Below are 20,784 nucleotides of genomic sequence, written 5' to 3'. Positions count from 1 at the left end.
GGTGGGGATGAAAGCCGGGGTCAGTGCCCTGCGGCCCGCAGCGTGCGGCGCGCCTGGCGCACCACAGGCGCATCGACCATGCGGCCGTCGAGCCGGGCCGCGCCGGGCGACGCCGCATCGGCCGCCAGCACGCGCCGGGCCCAGGCCAGCTCGGCCGCGTCGGGCTGCAGCGCGCGGTGGATCGGCAGGACCTGGTTGGGGTGAATGCACAGCTTGGCGCCGAAGCCGTGGCAACGGGCCCAGGCCAGGTCGGCCATGAGCCGTGCCTCGTCGTCCAGTTGCGGGGTAACGCCAGCCACGGGCGCGGGGAGGTCGGCCAAGCGCGATGCCAGCGCGATGCGCGCCGCCGCGTGACTCAGGCCGATGGCGTCGTGGCGGATGTCCAGGTCCAGGTCGAGGGCGAAATCCAGGGTGCCGAACACCAGCCGGGCCACGCCGACGGCACCCGCCACCTCGTCCACCTGGGCCACGCCCCTGGCGCTTTCGATGAGGGCCAGCACCTGAACACCCGGCACAGCCGCCACGACGAAGCCGACCTGCTGTGCCTGCTCGGCCTTGGGGAGCATGATCTGCGCCACGCCGGTGCCGGGCAGGGCGGCCAGGTCGTCCGCAAACCCGTCCGATGTCGAATCGTTGATGCGCACCACGCAGCGGGCCCGGTCGGCCGGTGCGGCGCTGTGCAACCAGCCGGCCACGTGGGCACGCGCGGCGGCCTTGTGCTCGGGCGCCACGGCGTCTTCAAGATCCAGCACCACCGCATCGGCGCCGCTGGCGAGGGCTTTGTCGAAGCGATCGGGCCGCGAGCCGGGCACGAAGAGGTAGGTGCGTGCGGGGGTGAGGGACGCCGACATGGTCGCGCCCTCAGCTCAGATGGCCTGGGCCGCGCGCAGCGCGGCAATGCCGTCCGCGCCGTAGCCGAGCTCGGCCAGGATGGCATCGGTGTGCTCGCCGAGCGCTGGCACCGGGTCCATGCGCGGGCCTTCGTTCCAGGTGCCCGGTGGCAGCAGGGCCGGCAGCGGCCCCTGGGGTGAACCCACCTCGGTCCAGCGCTGGCGGGCCTGGAGTTGCGGGTGTGCCCAGACGTCGGCCATGGTGTTCACGCGGGCGTTGGCGATCTGCGCCACCTCCAGCCGCGCCTCCACCTCGGCCACCGTCAGCGGCCGGAAGGTGTCCACGATGATCTGGCGCAGGGCGGTGCGTTCGGCGACGCGCTTGAAGTTGGCGGTGAAGCGCGGGTCGGTGCGCAAGGCCGGCTGGAGCAGCACCTTCTCACAGAAGCTGAGCCATTCGCGCTCGTTCTGCAGGCCCAGCATCACGTGGGCGCCGTGCTCCGCCGGTCCGACCGGGAAAGGGCCGTACGGATAGATCGTGGCGTGGCTGGCGCCGGTGCGCGGTGGTGGCGCGGCGCCTTCGAACGCGTAATACAGCGGGTAGCTGGTCCATTCGGTCAGCGATTCCAGCATGGAGATGTCGATGCGCTGGCCGCGGCCGGTCTGGCTGCGCTGCATCAGGGCCGCGAGGATGTTGCTGTAGGCGTACATGCCTGCGGCGATGTCCGCGATCGACGGGCCGGCCTTGCAGGGTTCGTCGGCGGTGCCGGTCACCGACACGAACCCGGCTTCGCTCTGGATCAGCAGGTCGTAAGCCTTCTTGTCGCGGTACGGCCCCGGGTTCTCCCGGTCGTCGCCGTAGCCCGAGATGTCGCAGACGATCAGCCCGGGCTTGATGGCCGACAGCGCCTCGTGGCCCAGGCCGAGCCGGGCCGCCGCGCCGGGCGCGAGGTTCTGCACCACCACGTCGGCCTTCTCCAGCACCAGCCGTTCCAGGACGCGGGCGGCCTCCGGGTGTTTGACGTCGAGCGTGAGGCTTTCCTTGGAGCGGTTGGTCCAGACGAAGTGCGATGCCAGGCCGCGCACCCGCTGGTCGTAGCCGCGCGCGAAATCGCCCGTGCCGGGGCGCTCGATCTTGATGACGCGCGCACCCAGGTCGGCCAGCTGGCGCGTGGCGAAGGGCGCGGCGATGGCGTGTTCCAGGGTGACGACGGTGATGCCTGCGAGTGGCTGCATGAGGGTCTCGGGTGATCGTGGAGAAAAGAATCAGCGCAGCACGGCGGTGGCATCCATCGTGAGCCAGCCTTCGTGGTCGCTCGCCCACAGGCGCACGGTCTTGCCGTCGGCGGACGGCTCCCCTTGCACCTGAAAGGCGTGCAGGTCGAAGGTGGGGCGCACCGCCTTGAAGCGGAAGCTGGCCACGTCGGCCGTGGGCATCTCCCGGCGCAACAGGTCCAGCAGCAGCGTGGCGATCAGCGGGCCGTGCACGATGAGGCCCGGGTAGCCTTCGACCTGGGTCACGTACTGCCGGTCGTAGTGGATGCGGTGGCCGTTGAAGGTGAGCGCCGAGTAGCGGAACAGCAGCACGTCGTCCGGCACGACCTGGCGACGCCAGGTCGCCTGTTCCGGGGCGGCCAGCGGGGGCGGCGCCACATCGCCGGGTTGCTGGGCGTCGCGGTAGACGATGTCGTGGAACTCCACCAGGGCCGGTTCAGCCGCACCGTTGCACCGCATCTCGTGACGCACCTTCACGAACACCAGCGGGCCCGTGCGGCCTTCCTTGCGGCTCACGTCGTCGATGGTGGACGTGCGGGCCACCTGGTCGCCCACGCGGATCGGGGAGCGGAATTCGAACTGGCTGCCGGCCCACATGCGGCGCGGCAACGGCACCGGAGGCAGAAAGCCGCCGCGCCGGGCGTGGCCGTCGGCGCCGATGTCGGATTGCCGATGCAGGGGCAGGAAGTACAGCCAGTGCCAGAGCGGTGGCAGCAGCGTGCCGGGCGCGGTGTCGGCCGCAGGGTGGTCGAGCGTGGCGGTCAGGGCGGCCACGGGCGTTGGGTTCACGGTGTCGTGCACCGTCTCGCTGCGACCGATCCATGCGCGCAGGTCGTCGGTGGTCTGGGTCATGAGGATGTCCTTCGCTCTCAGGGCTGGAATGGCGGGTGCCGAGCAGGCAGTTTCGGCGCATCCGGTGGCGAAGTAAATTGCAATGTTGAGAACAAGTGATGCCTTTGGTGCATCAATGAACGGCTTGCCTGTTTATTGCAAACCATGGATCAATGCTTCTCAACTATGCAATTCACAGAATCAAAGCGGCTCTTGAGAATGCGGCCCATGAACAAAGTCATTCCCTGTGTCCTCATGCGCGCCGGCACCTCGCGCGGCCCCTTCTTTCTGCGTGAGTGGTTGCCCGACGGTGACGAGGCCCGCGACCAGGCCCTGATCGGGGCGATCGGGGCTTCGGACCCGTTGCAGCTGGACGGCGTCGGTGGCGGCAGCACCTTGAACAGCAAGGTGGCCATCGTTTCGCGCTCCACCCAGCCCGACTGCGACCTCGACTACCTGTTCGCGCAGGTCGGCGTGGGCCACCGTTCCGTCGACACCCGGCCTAACTGCGGCAACATGCTGTCGGGTGTGGCGCCGTTCGGCATCGAGCAGGGCCTGGTGAAGGCGCAGGACGGCGTGACCCGGGTGCGCGTGTTCAATGTCAACACCCGTTCTCGCATCGATGTGACGGTGCGCACGCCGAACGGTCGCGTCACGTACGAGGGCGACGCTCGCATCGACGGCGTTGCCGGCACGGCCGCTCCCATCCTGCTGGACTTCCTGGACGCGTGGGGCGCGGTGACGGGCCAGGTTTTTCCGACGGGCCAGCGCATCGACCACATCGACGGCACGGCCGTTACCTGCATTGACGCCGCCATGCCGCTGATGATCGTGCGCGCGGCCGATCTGGGCGTCACGGGACGGGAAAAGCCGGTGGCCCTCGACGCCAACACTGCGCTCCTGGCGCGCATCGAGTCCCTGCGCCTGCAGGCGGGACGGATGATGGGGCTGGGGGACGTCTCCAACAGCGTCATACCGAAGCCGGTGCTGGTCAGCGAAGGCGATGCCCCCCACAGCGTCACCTCGCGGTACTTCACGCCGCACCGCTGCCACGCGTCGCACGCCGTCACGGGCGCCATCGGGGTGCGCAGCGCCTTTGCTCTGCCCGGCACGGTCGCCAGCGGCATCGCGCGCGAAGCGGGTCGCCACAAGCTGGTGGTGCTGCACCCGGCGGGCCAGATCGATGTCGAGGTGGAGCTCGTCGGCCAGGGAGACGCGGCCGAGGTCAAGGGCGCCGCACTGGTTCGCACGGCGCGCAAGATCATGCAAGGGGAAATGCACCTGCCGGACTACGTGTTCCCGCGTCCCGAGGAGGCGGCGGCCCCGGCACGCAAACCGATCACCATCATCGTCCCGACCGCCGCCGGCGGCGGGAACGACACCATGGCCCGCATCATTGCCGGCAAGATGGGGCGGCTGCTGGGGCAGGAGGTGCTGGTGGACAACCGGGCGGGCGCGAACGGGGCCATTGCCAGCGAGTTCGTGGCCCGCGCGGAGCCCGATCGCCAGCACGCTGATGTTGGGCTATGTGGGCACGCACGCCATGAACCCCGCGCTGCAGAAACTGGGCTACGACCCGGTCGGGGACTTCGAGCCGATCGGCCTGGTGGGCTCATCGCCGACCTTGATGGTGGTCCACCCGAGCGTCTCCGCGCCCGGCGTTCAGGAGCTGGTGTCTGAACTGAAGGCGAAGCCCGGCAGCCTGGTCTACGCCTCGGCCGGCGACGGCACGCCGCCCCATTTTGCGGCGGCGCTGTTCCTGTTGGGCAGCGGCGCGGACATCGCCAGTGTGAAGTTCGACGGCGCGGCGCCGGCCATTGCCGACGTGGTGAGCGGACGCACGCAGGTCATGTTCCCCAGCCTGTTCACCGCCCATCCGTTCGTTCACAGCGGCCAACTGCGGGCCATGGGGGTGGCCGGCACGAGTCGGTTGCCCAGCCTGCCCGCGTTGCCCACGCTGGCAGAAGGCGGGATCGACGGCGTGGACGTCACGCAGTGGTATGGCCTGTTCGCGCCGGCACACACGCCTTCTGCGACGCTCGCCAAGTTGAACCAGGCACTGAACGACGCTTTGGCCGACGCGGCCGTGGTCGCTCAATTCGAGAACCACGGCGCCAGGGTGGAGCCTGGCACGCCCGACGCGCTGCGCATCAAGGTCGACAACGACCTCAGTCGGTGGAGAACGCTTGTGGCCCAGGGTGCGTTGGGCCTGACGGATGTGATCGCAGAAGGTTAGCGTCTTCCGACGGGGTACATCACTCGCTGGTTCCACCGTCAGAAAGATCTGTATTGTCGATCATCCCAAATCACTGCGAGGCGAGGGTGAAATAGAAGGTCGCGCAGTGGCGCCATCGGCCGGCGCGATGCGGCGAGGAAGCACACCCTGTTGACCAACCTGATTCAGTTGTGGCTGACTCGGTACGACCGGGGAGAGCTCGTGGATGGACCTCTGCTGGCGCAGTGCCCAGCGTCATATCACAGTCAGTGTCGCCACGTCTATTACTCCTGAAATCTCCTGCTGCCAAAAGCAGCAGGATAGGGTTCTTACGTGGGTCGGCTTTCAATGGAAATTGATGCTCTAACTGGGTCAGTTTTCAGTCGAAGACAACACCGAATGCGACCTCAGTGCGCCAAGTGCTGGGCCACCTTTCGCAGCAGGATGTCCCGGTTGAAGGGCTTGGCGCACAAAGCCCACAGCGCCCGCCTTGCGGCTCTCCACGATTACCTGCTTTTCGGTTTGGCCTGTGAGCATGATCACCGGTGTGTTCATGTGGAACTGGCCGGCCTTGAGCTCGCGCGTGAGCAAGATGCCGTTGGAGTCCGGCAACAGGACGTCCATCAGGATCAGGTCGGGCCGATTCTTTGTCAGAAAAAGCTGGGCATCCGCCGCGGTACCCACCCCCTCGACGTCGTACTGCTCGCTGGTCAGCAACTGCTTGAGCAATCGGCGCATGAACACATCGTCGTCCACGACCAACAGTTGCGGGCGGCTCCGTTTGGCGCGGTGCACCATTGCCTGTGTGGCTCTCAGTGGTTCGGCCAGTTCACTGGTGATCGTGTCCACCCAATCCTGCACCGGCTGGGCCGCCCGCACCACCTGTTCCAGCGTAGGAATCAAGGACTCGCGTTGCAGATTGCCAAAGGCCTGTTTCACGCGCGAGGCGTCGCGCACCGTCAGAGCGTTGTCCAGGCCGTTGGCCAGGATGCGCTCGGACAGGCCTCCCATCGCGCGGCTGACCGAGGCCTGGGCCATGCGCGCGGAGCTTTGTGCGTTCTGCGCGTGCACCCGCCCCAGCTTCACCTGCTGGGCGAGCTGCTCCTCCAGCGCTTCGGCACGGCGGGCCAGGGGTGCGCAACTCGGACAGCGGTTCAAGCGCCTGCTCTTGGTCGAGGGCGCACAGCGCCAGGTGCGCCGACATGGGCAACCGTCTGGCGTCGTGCACCAGTGGCCAGAACAACACGTAGTCGTCAAACACCTCCTGCATGCAGAGATCGAAGGCGCGGTGCACGCTTTCCTTGTCGCACAGCAACAGCGTGCGGTGTGCCAGCGACTGGATCACCTCGCTGCGCCGGTACAGGCCCAGGTAGAAGCGCTCACAGGCCTCCAGCGATTTGAAAGCCAACACCAGCAGTTGCGGCTTCAGCCGGTCGAATACCGCGTCTGACTTCGTCGGATCTGTCGTGGCCTCGGTATGTGGGTATCGACCGCGAAGCATGCCGCAGACCTGTTCTGCGTCCACCGCGTTGTCGCCGACAACGAGGATGCGCGCTTCTTTGTGCTTCATCGTCAGGTCCGGGTTGGTTGGCTCGGTTCAATCGGAAGCGTTTGAATGCTGCAATGCCTCGTGACCGGACAGGCGTGTCATGACATGGGCGAGCGCGTCTTCCAGCTGGGACATGAGCCCGTGCATCTCGCTTGGGCTGCAGCCAGAGCCAGCGCGTTCGATGCGGCTGCAGCACTCTCCCAGCGCCACGGCGCCGATCATGCGACAGGAGGACGAGAGGCGGTGAGCCAGGCCGGACAGGGTGGCCGTATTGCCGTCGCTGGCGGCGCGGCGCATCTCGTCCACGGTGTTGAGGGCAGAAACAATGAAACGCTGGCGGAACTCGGCCAGCAGCCCGGGCTCTTCGCCGACCAGACGCTTCAGCGCCTGGTCGTCGTAGACACAGTGGCCGAGCTCGACTTCGATCACATCCACTTCTTCACAGTCCGCAGCGCCAAACGAGGCCAGGGTTGGCGCCCCGTCCGACGGCAACCAACGCCTGATCATCTCGCCCAACTGGTGCGTCCGAACCGGTTTGCTGAGGTAATCATCCATGCCGGCCGAACGGCAGCGTTCGATCTCGCCATACAAGGCATTGGCTGACAAGGCCACGATCGGGAGACGAGATCCACCCGTTTCCTCGCTGCGAATGGTGGTGGCCAGCGTGTACCCGTCGATGCCCGGCATGTGCAGATCGGTGAGCAGCAAGGCATGGCGCCGGGTGGCCCGACCCGCGCGCCAAAGCGCCAAGGCGCCGAGTCCATCGCCGACCATCTCCACCGCCCACCCCAGCAGCGCGAGCTGGTGCCCGATCACTTTCTGGTTGACGGAATTGTCTTCGGCCACCAACACCAGCGGGCCGCCGGATGGCACGAAGTGCGGCCCGGTGCGCGTGACCATGGCGAAGTTGTCATCTGCCACGGGCCGCGGGGACGACGTGGACTGGAAAGGCAAGGTCACGGTAAAAGCGGATCCTTGGTCCATCTCGCTGTCGACCTTGATCCATCCCCCCATCAAGCCAGCCAGCCTGTTGCAGATCGACAGGCCCAGGCCGGTGCCTCCAAAACGCCGGGTGGTGGCGCTCTCGGCCTGCACAAACGGCTGGAAGATGCGCTGCAGCACTTCAGGGTTCATGCCGATGCCGTTGTCGATCACGCTCAACTGAAGGTGCCCGGGCAGGTCCGACCCGCAAGTCCGTACTCGAAGCGCCACCCGACCTGCTCGAGCCAAGCCAGCGGAGAATTTGATGGCATTGCCAATCAGGTTGTTGAGAATCTGGCGCAGCCGTGTCCCGTCGCTCAGGATCCAGTCAGGCAGGCCCGGCGCCACATCCACCTGCAGATCGACTCCATGGGAGGTGGCCGTCGGACGCAAGGCGTTGCACACACTGTCGGTGAGTCGCTCCAGCGAAACCGCCTCACTCTGCAGCTTGAGCTGACCCGCTTCGATCTTGGAGAAATCCAGGATGTCATCAATGATGGTCAGAAGACCCAGCGCCGACTCGCTGACGGTGTCGATCAGATCCCGCTGGTAGGCCGAGAGCTCCGAGTGTTGCAGCAGATCGAGACTGCCCACCACCCCATTCATTGGCGTGCGAATCTCGTGGCTCATTGTGGCGAGAAACGCGCTTTTGGCTTCGCTGGCAGCCTCGGCTGCGCGGCGCGCGTCCACCAGTGCCACAGTGCGCTGCTCCACAAGCTGCTCCAGGTGGGTCTGATGGCACTCCAGTTCTTCGGTCAGGCGCCGCTTCTCTGTCACATCCAGCATCAGGGCCAGGTACTGGGTCACAGTCCCTCGAGCGTCTCGAATGGGTGTGATCGTTGCGGCCTCGACGTACTCCACGCCGTCCTTGCGACAGTTGAACAGCAGGCCGCGCCATGCCTTGCCCGCGGTGAGCTGCTGCCACATTTGGGCATAGGTCTCACGCGGCGTCTTGCCCGACTGCAACATGCGCGGATTTCGGCCCAGCATTTCCTGCATGGTGTAACCCGAGCTTGTCAGCGCCGCAGCGTTGACGTATTCGATGTTGGCATTCAAGTCGGTGATCAAGATGCTTTGCGCGCTTTGCTCGACCGCCATGGAGAGCAGCCGCACCTCCTGCTCCTGCGAATACCGCTGTGAAATGTCGCGCATAACCACCACAAAACGCTGCTGCTCCACCATCCGGATACTGACCTCCGCAATGAAGCAGCTGCCATCGCGCCGCAACACCCGCCAGTCGGCCAGTTGCTCGCGGCCCTTGAGCACCCGCAGCGTTGCGCGCGTGAGCCGGGTGTGTTCGTCTGCGGGCAACAAATCGCGCAGGTGCATCTGCCGCAGTTCGCCGGCGCGGTGGCCGAGCATGCGCGCGGTTGCGCGGTTCACTTCGATCACGCGGTGGGTGCGATCGACCAACAGGATCCCGTCGCCCATCTGATCAAACAGATTGCGGCGCTCGGCATCGGCCCTCTGCGTTTGCAGCCAATGCTCGGCCGCACGCGCGAGGTCTTTCAGCGTCTGGCGCTGCACGTCGGATAGCTGGCGCGGGCGATGGTCGATCGCGCACAGCGTACCCATGGCGTGACCTTCCACAGACAGGGGAACGCCGGCGTAGAAGACCACGTGGGGCTCGCCAGTCACCAACGGGTTGTCGGCGAACCGCGCGTCCAGCCGAGCGTCACTCACTTCGAACAAGCCGGTCTGCTGGATGGCGTGGGCACAAAACGCCTGCTCGCGCGGTGTCTGCTCCACATTCAGACCTAGACGCGCCTTGAACCACTGGCGCTGAGCATCGACCAGGCTAACCAGCGAAACGGGGCAACCGATCAGTTGGGCGGCAGCCCGCACGATGCCATCGAGCACGGGGTCGGCCGGCGTGTCGAGCACGCCCAGGGAATCGAGGATCGCCAGACGGCGGGACTCGCTGGGGGGCGGGGTGGCGGATTGCATGAGGTTGCATCAAGGGGTTGCAGAGGGCACGCGGCCAGAACTGAGAATGCGTCAGAACACGTTCTTTTGCACGTCTGCATGCCGTCCAAGGGAAGATCGGATACACCGACCAACATCTGCGATGGACTTTAAAAAGACCGCTGCTGGTGGTCTGTGGGGAGTTCTCGATGCAGCCTGGGGGCCGATCGTGTTGTTTGTTCGTTTGTGTTTGCTATCGCGCAAGACGATGTGGGGAGGACGCCACGAATCAGGCGTCCCCGGCATCGATCAGGCCGTTGCGGATGGCGAAGCGCACAAGGGCTGGCACGTCCGGCGCGGCCAGCTTTGCCATGATGCGGCTGCGGTACGAGTCCACCGTTTTGGGCGACAGGTGCAACGCGCGCCCTATCTCGGTGCTGGACTTCCCCTGCACCACCATCAAGACAATCTGGCGCTCGCGCACCGAGAGCGTGTCCAGGGCGTCGTCTCCCGGCGCCGTGAAACCCTGTACGGCGAGCTCGGCCACATCGGGGCCAAGGAAGCGCTGCCCCTTGCTCACGGCGTCGACCGCTTGCAGCAGTTGGGAGGCGGGCGATCCCTTGAGCACGTATCCAGCCGCACCCATCCTAAGTGCTTCAGCCACATGACGCGGCTGGGCCGACATGGTCAGCACAATCGAGCGCACCTCCGGCGCCCGACGCTGCAGCTCGGTCAGCAACTCAAAACCCGAGCGCTGGTCCAGATGCAGATCGAGTAGAACCACCACTGGCCCAAGCTCGCGCAGCTGGGCCAGCGCTTGCGTCGGATCGGCCGACTCACCCACCACGCGATGCCCGGCGGCTTCCAGCAACGCCCGCAGTCCGTCGCGCACGAGTGTGTGGTCGTCGACCAGGTAAATGTTGCTCATGGTTCCGATACCGTCCAGCTCAGGCGGACGTGTGTGCCGGCACCGGGTTCTGCGCTGATGAAACAGCGCGCGCCGATGGAGATGGCCCGCTCCCGCATGCCCACGATGCCCAGATGGCCAGGTCGGCCGTGCTGCATGTCGGGGTCGATGCCCACACCGTCGTCAATGACTTCCACATTGAGCTGGTGCGTATCGCCTTCCAGAACCACCCGGATCAGCGACGCGTGTGCATGAAGCCTGGCGTTGGCGATGGCCTCGCGGACTACCATGAAAGCACTGTACTCCACGTCGGAAGGCCAACGCTGGCTGTACAAACCATCGACGACCTCCAGCAGCACATCGGGGCCAGATGCCGACAATGCGACGCGGATTTCGTTGTCCAGCGCGGCCGCCAGACCCTGTTCCTCGAGCAGGGGCGGCCGCAGGTCGGCCAGCACTTTGCGCACGTCCAGCACCGCTTGCCCCAGAACACCCGAAAGATGCTGGCACTGTTCCGCAAGCACAGAAGGCAAGGTCTCGCCCGCCATGATCAGCAAGGTTTCGAGATTCAACCGGGCCACTGCCAGAGACTGGCCGAGGTTGTCGTGCAGCGCCTGGGCCAGGCGTTGGGTGGTGATCCGCTCCTGCTGCATCAGCCGCTGATTGAGTTCGGAAAGTTCAAATTGATGAGTGAGCAGCGCAGTCTCAGCAGCACGGCGATCGGTGATGTCGCGCAGCACCGCGATGTGGCGGGTGGGGTCCAGTGCACGCGCGCTTACCTCCACCGGCACAACAGCACCATCCCGGCGCACGACGTTCCATTCCGTCAGCGGACCCCTGCCGGGAGACCGGGTCTTATGGGTGTCGAAAGGGATCGTCGGCTGCTGACCCGCCAGCAAGGCATGCAGCGGCATGTTGAGCAGGCTGTCACCCGGGTAGCCCAGCATGTTCATGGCCTGCGGATTGGCGTCGAGGATGCGATTGCTGTCGTCGATCAGCAGAACACCGTCGGCCAATTGCTCGAACAGCTTGCGCCGGTAGGCCTCGGATTCTCGCAGTGCGGCCTCAGCCTTCTTGCGCGGGCTGATGTCGACGGTGGTGCCGGCCATGTAAACGGCTCGCCCTGCGCCGTTCCATTCGGCAAGTCCACGAACATGCATCCAGCGCCATTCGCCCCAGGCATCGCAGATGCGAATCTCCAAGTCGAACGCTTCCCGGTTCTTGAGGTGGCGGCGCATTGCTTCGTGATGCCGAACGAGGTCCTCGTGGTGGATCATCGCACCCAGGCGGCTGCTGCGACAGTCCAACGCCGAAATCGGTTCAAACCCAAGCTGCCACCAGAAGTCTTCGCTGAAGCTGAGTCTGTCGCTCAACAAGTCCCAGTCCCACACCTGCCCGCTGGCCGCGGCCAATCGGTAGCGCTGCTCACTGCGTCGCAAACTGGCCTCGCTCTCGCGCAAGGCCTGTTCACTCTCCACCAGATCGGTGATGTCCAGAGCGATGCCTTGCACATACGCCGGACTTCCATCCGTGGGGTCAATCCGGCAGGAGCGGTCGCGGAAATGACGCCACTTGCCCTGTGCATCGCGCAAGCGGTACTGAATCTGGTGATCGACGCCGTCCAAGTACTCATCCGACAGCGCAGCCACCGCGCGTTCGCAATCGTCAGGGTGAAGCGCCTTGGTCCACGCCAGCGGATCGGCCATCCATTCGCTCACCGTGTACCCGAGGATACGAATGGACGGGCTGACATACAGCGTGCGATAGGGCGGCTCGAGAGACGCACGGTAGATCATCGCTGGCGTCTGCTCGGTCAGCAGGCGGAAATCACGCTCCCGGTCGAGCAACAGGCGTTCGAACAGCTTGCGTTCCGTGATGTCGTTGCAGAAGATCGACAGCCCCTCCGGCGAAGGGAAGACACGCCCTTCGAACCACTTGCTCCAGGGTGCATAAAAAGCCTCGAAGACTTGTGCCTGTTGGGACCGCAATGCCCTGTCGTATGCATGGTGAAAGACTTGCGCCTGCTCCAACTCGTACTCGTCCCAGATGTATCGACCGATCAGTTGTTCGGCTCGATCACGCTGGAGCAGGCTCAAGGCAGGCGCATTGAGGTAGGTGAAACGCATTTCCCTGTCGAGCGCAAAGATCGCGTCGCCCACCCTGTTGATCACGTGGTCCAGCAATTCGCGCGCCACACCCATTTCCCGCAGGGCATGCGCGGCCTGGCGCTGCAACGCAACATGTGCGGTCACCTCGTTCGTCACCACCAGGCTCACTGCACGGCCTTCCCAGTCCAGGTCGCTGGAGGTCATGTCGACATCGATCAGGCTGCCGTCTCGTAACCGATGCTGCTCTCGCTTGGTCAATCGCCGACCATCGGTTCCCACAAGCTCTCGGTCAAGATCCTCCCCCGTCTCGCCTTGGCCTGGCGGCACAAGCCGGATGTCCATGACTTTGAGTTGCAGGAACTCTTCGTATGAGTATCCGTAACGCGCGACGGCCGCCGCGTTGGCGGCCAAGATGCGCTTGCTGGTCTGTTCGAACACCCACATCGGCTGCGGGTGGGCATCGAACAGCAACTGGTAGCCCTGTTCATCGTTCCAGAGTACCCCCCGCATATCTGACTGCGCAGTTTTTCGGGGCGATGGGCAATCCATGGGCGCAGACATAAGGGTATTGTGCGCGCCGGGAGGCTTGTTGACGCCGACTGAAAAATTGACAGAGGGGGAACCTTTGACTGGTTTTGGGCCGTTCAAGGCTCTCTCGCTATTCGATGGGGCTGAGAGGGTCAAAGGAGAGCTTGATGCGCTTCTCGTTGTACCAGCGGAGAGTCATTGCCGGTCCGATGAGGTCAATGACGTGAGGTTCTTCACAACGCCGGGGCTTTACGGCTTGCAACACCCCAATCTTCTGAAAACTCACTACCCTGTATGTTTGGCTGCGACGTCAACGCACAGAGCGCCCTCGTGGATCTGGAACTCCCTATCTTGAATGGAAGCAACGACCCATGACTGCAAGTGACCACAAGTCAGTTGGTGCGGCAGCGCACCGAGCAGATGAGCAACGCGCACGCGAGCGGTTCTGGCACGGATTCTCTTTGCGCCGCCGTCTGATGTTGTTGGGCGTGGCAACGATTCTCCCGTTCTGTCTTTTTGCAACAGCCGCATTCGTCGTGATGCTTCATCAACAGAAGCAGCAGGTCGAACAAGCGACGCTTGGCATGACTCAAGCGCTTGCAGCTGCCATCGACGCGCGAATGCAGCGGACGGTGGCTACGCTGGAGGCCTTTTCGTTGGCTCAGTCCATGCAGGACGCTGAAGCCGCCCAGCTTCCGTCGGTACATGCGGCCGCGCGGGCGCTTCGTGCCGCGCGGCCGGATTGGCGAGGCGTCGTACTGGCAAACCCGGATGGCTCCATCGTTTTCGGCAGCGAGAGCCCGTTTGGGAGTGGCATGCGCCAGTCCATGGAAGGCTCAAGCGTTGCGGATGTGGTGCGTACCCAAGCGCCCATGGTGGGCCCGATGGTCGCGGGCCCTCGAGGCAATGTGGGCTACACCGTGCGCATTCCTGTTCTGCGCGCAGGCGAGGTCCGGTACGTGCTGACGGCCATCGTGAGTACCGACTCCATCCTGGAAGTCATTCAGCGCCAAGCGCTGCCGGGAGATTGGGTGGTGTCCGTCTTTGACTCCAACATGAAGCGGGTGGCCCGCTCCAAAGACCACGGCAAATACTTCGGCACGCCACCGAGTCCCTCGCTCCAGACCATGCTCGCGGAGTTGGGCGACAGGAAGGAGGGGGTAGGGATGACGTCCACCATGGAGGGGGATGAGGCCTACACGGCGGTCTCGCGGATCGAGCACACGGGGTGGACGATTGCGCTCGGCGCATCTTCAGAGATCGCACACGCCGCACTCTGGCGGGCCGCGTGGCTCTACCTGGCCGGCTTGCTGCTTTCGCTCGCGCTGGGGGGCTTGCTCTTCTGGCTGGTCAGCCGGTCAATCACTGTTCGCGCTCAGGCCTTGCGCGATGGCGCGGTCGCGCTGGGAAAGGGAGCTCCTTTGCTTCCTCCGACAAAAGGGCTGCCGGACTTTGACGAGGTCTCCTTTGCGCTTTGGACGGCGGGTCAGGAGCGTTCACGCGCTGAAAATGAGCGGGAAAGCCTGCTGCGCTCCGAGATATGTTCACGTGCAGTGGCCGAGGCGACAAGAGGGCGGCTCCAGATGTTGCTGACAGCGACGTCTTCGCTGACGCAATCGCTCGATGAGACGAGCACGATCAACGCGATCGCCGCGGCGGTGGTTCCCGGTGTTGCCGACATTCTGCGCATCGATATCATGAGTCCGGATGGAGCGCCGGCGCGAAAGCTCACTTTCCACGTGGATCCCGTGCGGTTGGAGGCCATTGAGAAAATCGTTCAATCCGGATCCCTGTCGGCCACGGTGCACGGCTCGCTGTCGTGGGTGGTCGCTTCGGGACGCGAATACGTGCATCACTTCGAACTTGGCGGTGTGTCGAAGATCGAGGATCCGCTGTACCGCCAGTTTGCGGAGGTGTCCGACATGAAGGCGATCTGCGCCGTGCCTCTGATGGCAAGGGACCGTGTCATAGGGGCCATGGCGGCCATCCAGGTCGATTCCGAACGCCGTTTCGAGGCGGACGACGTGGCCTTGTTCAGCGAGTTGGGACGGCGCGCAGCCCTCGCGCTGGACAACGTCCGGCTGTACTCGGAGTGCAACAGCGCGCTGGACAAGGCCAACGCCGCGAGCAAGGCGAAAGATGATTTCCTGGCGATGCTGGGCCACGAGTTGAGGAATCCGCTCTCGCCTATTCTCACGGCCATCGAGATCATGAAACGCCGCGATGGCGCAGCGTTCGTCCGAGAGCGAGAGATCATCGAACGGCAGGCCACACACCTGACGCACCTGGTTGATGACCTGCTCGACGTTTCCAGGATCGTCGCCGGCAAGATACAGCTTCAGCTCGAGCAGGTGGACCTTCGTCTTGTGGCCTGGCGGGCCATCGAAGTCACCCAACCTCTTTTTGATCGACGTGCTGAGCCGGTCGTCCAAGCCGAATCTGAGCCGATCTTCGTGAGCGGCGACTTTTTGCGGCTCGCTCAAGTGGTTGGCAATCTCCTGAGCAATGCCGCGAAATTCAGCGAGCCCGACCAGCCTGTCACCATCTGGATTCAGCGCGGGACGAGCGAAGCCATGCTCACAGTGGAAGATGGCGGGACGGGCATTCCCGACGACCTGTTACCGCAGGTGTTCGACCGCTTTTTTCAAGGCGAGCAAAGTTTGCAGAGGTCCAAGAGCGGCTTGGGTCTTGGTCTGACCATTGCAAGAAGCATTGTTGAACTTCATGGCGGCAACATCAAGGCCGATCACGGCCATGAGGGTCATGGAACACGGGTCACGGTCTCTCTTCCTCTTGCGTGTCCTGCTGGTGCAAGGTTAGAGGCATGCGGGGAAGCAGCACCCCGGCAACACAATGGGACCCCTGCCCGAGTGCTGATCGTGGACGACAACGCGGACGCGGCCCACACGCTGGCCAGTCTGCTGACGCTGGCCGGACACGAGGTCAGAACTGCGCTGCACGCAGAAGAATGCCTTGCCATGGTGGCGGACCGCGCCCCTGACGTCTGCATCGTGGACATCGGCCTGCCCGGCATGGATGGCTATGAGCTGGCACGCCGACTCAAGGCCGAGCCCGCGACACGGTCCCTTCACCTGATTGCGCTGACCGGCTACGGGCAGCCCTCTGATCGCGAAAAGGCGCTCCGCTGCGGCTTTGATGACCACATGACGAAACCCGTCCATATCAACGCGCTGGAGACCGCGCTAGACGCCATTGGCCTGAGGTCATCCTGATGCAAGGAGGACGTATTTGCTAGTGCAGCAAATGCCCTGGCAGATCGAGCGTGAAAATGCAGCCGATCCCTGGGACGTCCTTGACCGTCAACGTACCCATATCCGCCTCGACGCTTTGCCTCGCGATGGAAAGTCCAAGTCCCATTCCAGCCATACGGCCTGTGTTGTGGGCGAAGGGAATGAACATCTTCTTTTCCTCACCCAGGGTCAGACCGCCGCAGTGATCGGCCACGCTGATCAGTATCCGGTTGCCGGCCGCGCGTGCGCTCAGGCGGACGGCGGTATCGGACTGGGTGAACTTGAATGCGTTTTGAATGACGTTGGCCAGTGCCGCATGAAGCAGCTCCTTGTTCCCACTGAGAGCCAAAGTCGGATCGACGGCCTGGACTTCGAGTCTGCATCTGACCAGGTTCACATCGAGGCGGGCCCACAGATCGACGTCCGAGATGAACGTCGCCAGGCTGAACAGCTGACGCTCCTGAGGTTTTGAAGCGCTGATTTCCGAGATGGTTCTGCCAATCTGTAGCGCCAGTGCGGCCAGACTGCGCTTGAGAATGGCACCTGTGGCGCCGCTGATGGGCATGTTTCCCAGCTCAAGGGCACGCACTGCCCGCGTGGCTGTTCCCAGCGAGTTCCTCAGCTCATGCACTAAAAAGCCGAGGCGCTGCTTTTCTTCCGCAACATGCAGACCAGCGATCTGAGCGTCTCGTCGGGCGCTGAACTCCGAGACAGCGCCCGCGATGGCGTTGTCCAGACAACGATTCAAGGTACGAAATTCGGTGACGGCAAAGGGGGCATCACGCTCAAATGCCAGGTCGGTGATGGCTTGGCAGAGATCCCCATAGTCGTGCACGACCTGATCGACCGTGTAACCCAGGTCGAGCAGTTCTTTGCCATGCCGGGTAGCACTCATACCAATTTCCGACAGGCGCAGTGCGCCTCCTCCGGAAGGTCCGGATATCCGGGTGCTCAGCTCTTGCTTGTCCTCGTCTTCCGCCTTGAGCGTGCGGATGAGCTGGTCCAGAAACATCGGTATCCCATGCGACAACTGTTGATCAGTGGCCGCACGTTGAGGGCGCTGTGCCACCTTGTGTTTGCACCTTGCTGTGAGCTCCTCACGGTTGTTTTCAAGAAATTGGTACATGGATACCTCAGTGAAAATGCACCAGGGATCATTGCGAGAGGGGGGTGCGGATAAAAACTTGAACTGGTTATGTGCCACAGGTCCGAGGCTCTCCCTGTATTCGATGGGGCGGAGAGCCCCCAGGCAGATCTTGATCCGTTTCTTGTTGCACCAACGGATGTAGGAGTCGAGCGCTCCAGTGCGCTGCTCTCATAAAACTCCTTAAGCGAGGTACGCAGGTGCTGATCGGGTCAAACTCTTTGAGAGCCGCGTTCAGCATCCGCTCGTTGGCTTGTTCGTTAAGCCTTGCAGAGGCGCGCAAACCTGCGACCTCAGGAATTGCGATGGCTATGAGGATGGCAAGCACGCAACCTATGCTTGAACCCACGCAGCCTGCTTCGAGCTAGTAAGGCTGCACCATGAAATAAATTGACACATTACTGTTCAACAGTGCGCGTTCGTCACTGCACTGATAAACAGCAAATGCAGCAAGCGATGCGTTTGCTAAAAACTTGCGGTGCCCATTCGCATGCCGTTGGGGTCTTGCGATGCAACTGCCAGTGCGCTCCTAGCCATTCAAATGCAGTCCCTCGCTAGCGCGGCACGACTGACCGCATCCGCGTAGCCGACCTACAGCGCGCGGCTGAGAAGCTATGGCGTTAGGCCAGTTGCAATAACTAGCGTCCGCCAGTAGCAGAACTATGGCGGGAGTTGCAGTTACTTTGGCGGCCTACGCGTCAGGTGAGAGGAAGTGGAAATGACGGGACACTGGGTCCAGTGAAGTCAACGCCGGTCCAGTTATTTTCTTCCGGCAGTCTGCCTCGAAAACAAAAACACCTGGACTTTCTCCTCCTTAAGCTGGCAAATAGTCGGACTTTCTCCGGCGCGAGAAAAACTTGCTTAGCTAGAGCAATGCGGGCGCTCGGCCTTAAGCAGGCTGCAAAGCGCTACAAACGTTGAGGCCCGGTCTCGTCTCGGGGCATCGCCTCGCGCACGATGTCGATGAATGTGCGAAGCCGGCGCGGCTGCAGCCGTGATGCCGGGTAGATCAGGTACATGGGCAGGGGGGCGGCACGCCATGCCGGGGCCAGATGAACGAGGCGGCCGTTCGAAAGGTCGTCCGTTACGAGCCACGCCGACACGATCGCCGCACCCAGGCCTTCCAGGGCCGCGCGGCGCAGGGCGTAGAGGCTGTCGGTTGCGCAGTCGAGGCGCGATGGCAAAGGCCTTCTCCTGGCCATCGGCTTCGTGGCGCAGGAGCACCTCGCGCTGGTAGAAGGTGCTCAGCGCCAGCCAGGGCAATGACACCAGCTCATCAGGATCCAGCGGTCGCCGGGCCGTGACGAGGCCGGGCGCGGCCACCACGATCCGCGGCACCTCGGCGATCAGCAGGGCGACCACGGATGGGTCGTTCACCGTGCCGACGCGAATCGCGCAGTCCACGTCTTCGGCGGCGAAGTCGGGCAGGCGGTCGTTGAGGCGCCACTCGACCGAAACCTCCGGATAGCGACGCAGGTAGTCGGCCAGCGGCTTCATGAGCTGGTCTTGCCCCAGCGCGTGGGGCGCGACAACGCGCAGCCTTCCTCGCGGTGTGTCCCGGCCTTGCGTGAGTTCGGCCTGCATGGCGAACCATCCCGCCACCAGTTCGCGGGCCATCTCCAGGAAGCGCTCCCCGTCTACCGTGAGCTTCATCGAGTGGGTGGACCGCTGCAACAGCCGGATGCCCATGGATTGCTCCAGCGACTTCAGGCGGCGGCTCACGGTGGGCTGGGTGGTCCCCAATTGCACCGCCGCGGCCGACAGGCTGCCCGCTTCGACGATGCGGATGAAGGTCTGCATGAGGTCGAGACGGTCGGCCTGCAGGGTGGGCTCGGTCATTCGCGAAGTGTATAGCCGATGTGCACGGGTGCCCTCTACCCAGCCGGATTTCGCAGGAACAGAATCCGGCAACGCACAAAACAAAGGGTTTTCACTTATGTCTACCATCCGAAATTCGCATGACGAGCCACTCAGCCCACCTCGCTCCCTGATCGGCCTGCTGGCCGCGGGCGCCGGGTTCTCCGTGGCGTCGATCTACTACGGCCAGCCCATCCTCGGCGCCATGGCGGCGGACCTCGGCGTCGCGCCGACCACCGTCGGCCTGCTGCCGATGTTGACGCAGCTGGGCTACGCGCTGGGCATCCTTCTGCTGGCGCCCCTGGCAGACCGCTACAGCCGCCGCCGCGTGATTCTTGCCAAGGCGGTTGCATTGACGCTGGCGCTGGCCGCCAGCGGACTGGCCCCGGGAATGCACGCGCTGCTGGTGGCGAGCTTTTTGGTCGGGCTGTTCGCCACCTTGGCGCAGGACTTCGTGCCGGCGGCCGCCACGGTCGCGCCGCCTGCGCACCGGGGCCGCATCGTGGGCACCGTCATGACCGGGCTTCTGCTGGGCATCCTGCTTTCTCGCACGGTCAGCGGGCTGATCGGCCAGGGCCTGGGCTGGCGCGCCGTGTACGTCTTTGCCGCGGGCAGCGTGGCGCTGATTGGTGCGATCTCGTGGTGGCGCCTGCCCCACTTTGCGCCTGGCAGCTCGCTGCGGTATGGCGCCTTGCTGGCGTCGATGGTCGCCCTCTGGCGCCGCCATGCCGGATTGCGCAGGGCCACCGCGTCACAGGCCTTGCTGTCCGTCGGCTTCAGTGCCTTCTGGTCGACGCTTGCCTTGATGCTTCACGCCGACTTCGGCTTGGGCAGCGCGGCCGCTGGCGCCTTTGGCCTGGCAGGCGCGGCCGGCGCACTGGCCGCGCCACTGGCGGGCCGACTCGCCGACAAGTGGGGCGCCACCGGAGTGGCCCGCATGGGCACCGTGGTGGCTGGCGCGAGCTTTGCCGCCATGGCGGCAGGGTGGGCGCTGCCCAGTGCGTGGCATCTCGCGCTGCTGGCGGCTGCGGCCATCGGATTCGACTTCGGGGTGCAGGCCGCCTTGGTGGCGCACCAGACCCTGGTCTATGGGCTGGATGCCGATGCGCGCAGCCGTCTCAACGCCTTGCTGTTCACGGGCATCTTTCTGGGCATGGCGCTGGGTTCGGCGCTGGGCACCTGGGCCCTGGCGCACTGGGGCTGGATGGGCGTGATCGCGGTGGCGGGGGCCAGCGCACTGGCGGCGTTCGGGGTTCACGGCCTGCCTTTCCGAAGCGCCATGGCGCCTGTTCGCCATCCTATTTGATTATCAAAAGATAATCAAAGTGCCTTGGGGTGCCGCCTGCTGCCGGCGCCTCTGGGCCTTACTTTGCCTCTAACGCCTGATTGGATCAGGGTATTTA

Annotated in this window: 12 protein-coding genes and 1 pseudogene; 4 read left to right on the top strand and 9 right to left on the bottom strand. The window is 64.2% G+C overall.

Features of this window, described 5'->3' with window-relative positions:
* Positions 1–20 precede the first annotated feature (20 nt).
* Genes ACFJI0_RS22855 through ACFJI0_RS22845 form a run of 3 tightly spaced genes read right to left on the bottom strand, consistent with a single transcriptional unit; the run spans position 21 to position 2,957 of the window.
* Positions 21–851: an HpcH/HpaI aldolase/citrate lyase family protein gene (locus tag ACFJI0_RS22855; RefSeq protein WP_382322437.1), complete on the bottom strand. Its 831-nt coding sequence runs from the start codon at positions 849–851 to the stop codon at positions 21–23.
* 15 nt (positions 852–866) lie between these two features.
* Complete coding sequence (locus ACFJI0_RS22850; RefSeq protein ID WP_382322436.1) at positions 867–2,066, bottom strand: CaiB/BaiF CoA transferase family protein; 1,200 nt, start codon at positions 2,064–2,066, stop codon at positions 867–869.
* A gap of 30 nt (positions 2,067–2,096) precedes the next feature.
* The gene (locus tag ACFJI0_RS22845) at positions 2,097–2,957 is read right to left on the bottom strand and encodes a MaoC family dehydratase N-terminal domain-containing protein (RefSeq protein ID WP_382322435.1); all 861 of its coding nucleotides are present in this window, start codon (positions 2,955–2,957) and stop codon (positions 2,097–2,099) included.
* A gap of 207 nt (positions 2,958–3,164) precedes the next feature.
* Here ACFJI0_RS22845 and ACFJI0_RS22840 point away from each other — a divergent pair, with 207 nt between their 5' ends.
* Together ACFJI0_RS22840 and ACFJI0_RS22835 are read left to right on the top strand one after the other, a co-directional pair.
* A complete protein-coding gene (locus ACFJI0_RS22840; RefSeq protein WP_382322434.1) occupies positions 3,165–4,616 on the top strand; it encodes a 4-oxalomesaconate tautomerase in 1,452 nt (483 codons plus the stop codon).
* Positions 4,501–5,172 (top strand): tripartite tricarboxylate transporter substrate-binding protein, encoded by a 672-nt coding sequence (locus ACFJI0_RS22835; RefSeq protein WP_382325798.1) that lies wholly within the window; start codon positions 4,501–4,503, stop codon positions 5,170–5,172. The genes ACFJI0_RS22840 and ACFJI0_RS22835 overlap by 116 nt, the downstream gene beginning before the upstream one ends.
* A gap of 351 nt (positions 5,173–5,523) precedes the next feature.
* On the opposite strand, the gene ACFJI0_RS22830 is transcribed toward ACFJI0_RS22835, so the two are convergent.
* The 4 genes from ACFJI0_RS22830 to ACFJI0_RS22815 all read right to left on the bottom strand — a co-directional run bounded on the left by ACFJI0_RS22830 (position 5,524) and on the right by ACFJI0_RS22815 (position 13,111).
* Positions 5,524–6,309 carry a response regulator gene (locus ACFJI0_RS22830; RefSeq protein ID WP_382322433.1) on the bottom strand — a complete coding sequence of 262 codons (786 nt, stop codon included), beginning with the start codon at positions 6,307–6,309 and terminating at the stop codon, positions 5,524–5,526.
* A 439-nt stretch (positions 6,310–6,748) separates the two neighbouring features.
* Complete coding sequence (locus ACFJI0_RS22825; RefSeq protein ID WP_382322432.1) at positions 6,749–9,628, bottom strand: PAS domain S-box protein; 2,880 nt, start codon at positions 9,626–9,628, stop codon at positions 6,749–6,751.
* Between the two features lie 247 nt (positions 9,629–9,875).
* Complete coding sequence (locus tag ACFJI0_RS22820) at positions 9,876–10,514, bottom strand: response regulator (RefSeq protein ID WP_382322431.1); 639 nt, start codon at positions 10,512–10,514, stop codon at positions 9,876–9,878.
* Complete coding sequence (locus ACFJI0_RS22815; protein ID WP_382325796.1) at positions 10,511–13,111, bottom strand: PAS domain S-box protein; 2,601 nt, start codon at positions 13,109–13,111, stop codon at positions 10,511–10,513. The genes ACFJI0_RS22820 and ACFJI0_RS22815 overlap by 4 nt, the downstream gene beginning before the upstream one ends.
* A gap of 389 nt (positions 13,112–13,500) precedes the next feature.
* Between ACFJI0_RS22815 and ACFJI0_RS22810 the strand changes: the two genes are divergently transcribed.
* Positions 13,501–16,362 carry an ATP-binding protein gene (locus ACFJI0_RS22810; RefSeq protein ID WP_382322430.1) on the top strand — a complete coding sequence of 954 codons (2,862 nt, stop codon included), beginning with the start codon at positions 13,501–13,503 and terminating at the stop codon, positions 16,360–16,362.
* 19 nt (positions 16,363–16,381) lie between these two features.
* On the opposite strand, the gene ACFJI0_RS22805 is transcribed toward ACFJI0_RS22810, so the two are convergent.
* Together ACFJI0_RS22805 and ACFJI0_RS22800 are read right to left on the bottom strand one after the other, a co-directional pair.
* Complete coding sequence (locus ACFJI0_RS22805; protein ID WP_382322429.1) at positions 16,382–17,506, bottom strand: sensor histidine kinase; 1,125 nt, start codon at positions 17,504–17,506, stop codon at positions 16,382–16,384.
* Positions 17,507–18,432: 926 nt separating this feature from the next.
* Positions 18,433–19,363, bottom strand: a pseudogene (locus ACFJI0_RS22800) (LysR family transcriptional regulator).
* 97 nt (positions 19,364–19,460) lie between these two features.
* Here ACFJI0_RS22800 and ACFJI0_RS22795 point away from each other — a divergent pair.
* Positions 19,461–20,687 (top strand): MFS transporter, encoded by a 1,227-nt coding sequence (locus ACFJI0_RS22795; RefSeq protein ID WP_382325794.1) that lies wholly within the window; start codon positions 19,461–19,463, stop codon positions 20,685–20,687.
* Positions 20,688–20,784: the final 97 nt, after the last annotated feature.

Origin of the sequence: Hydrogenophaga sp. UC242_53 (genome assembly GCF_042696965.1) — a bacterium.
Taxonomy (GTDB): domain Bacteria; phylum Pseudomonadota; class Gammaproteobacteria; order Burkholderiales; family Burkholderiaceae_C; genus Hydrogenophaga.
The sequence above is the reverse complement of the archived record's forward strand: the minus strand, read 5'-3'. Positions and strand labels throughout refer to the sequence as shown.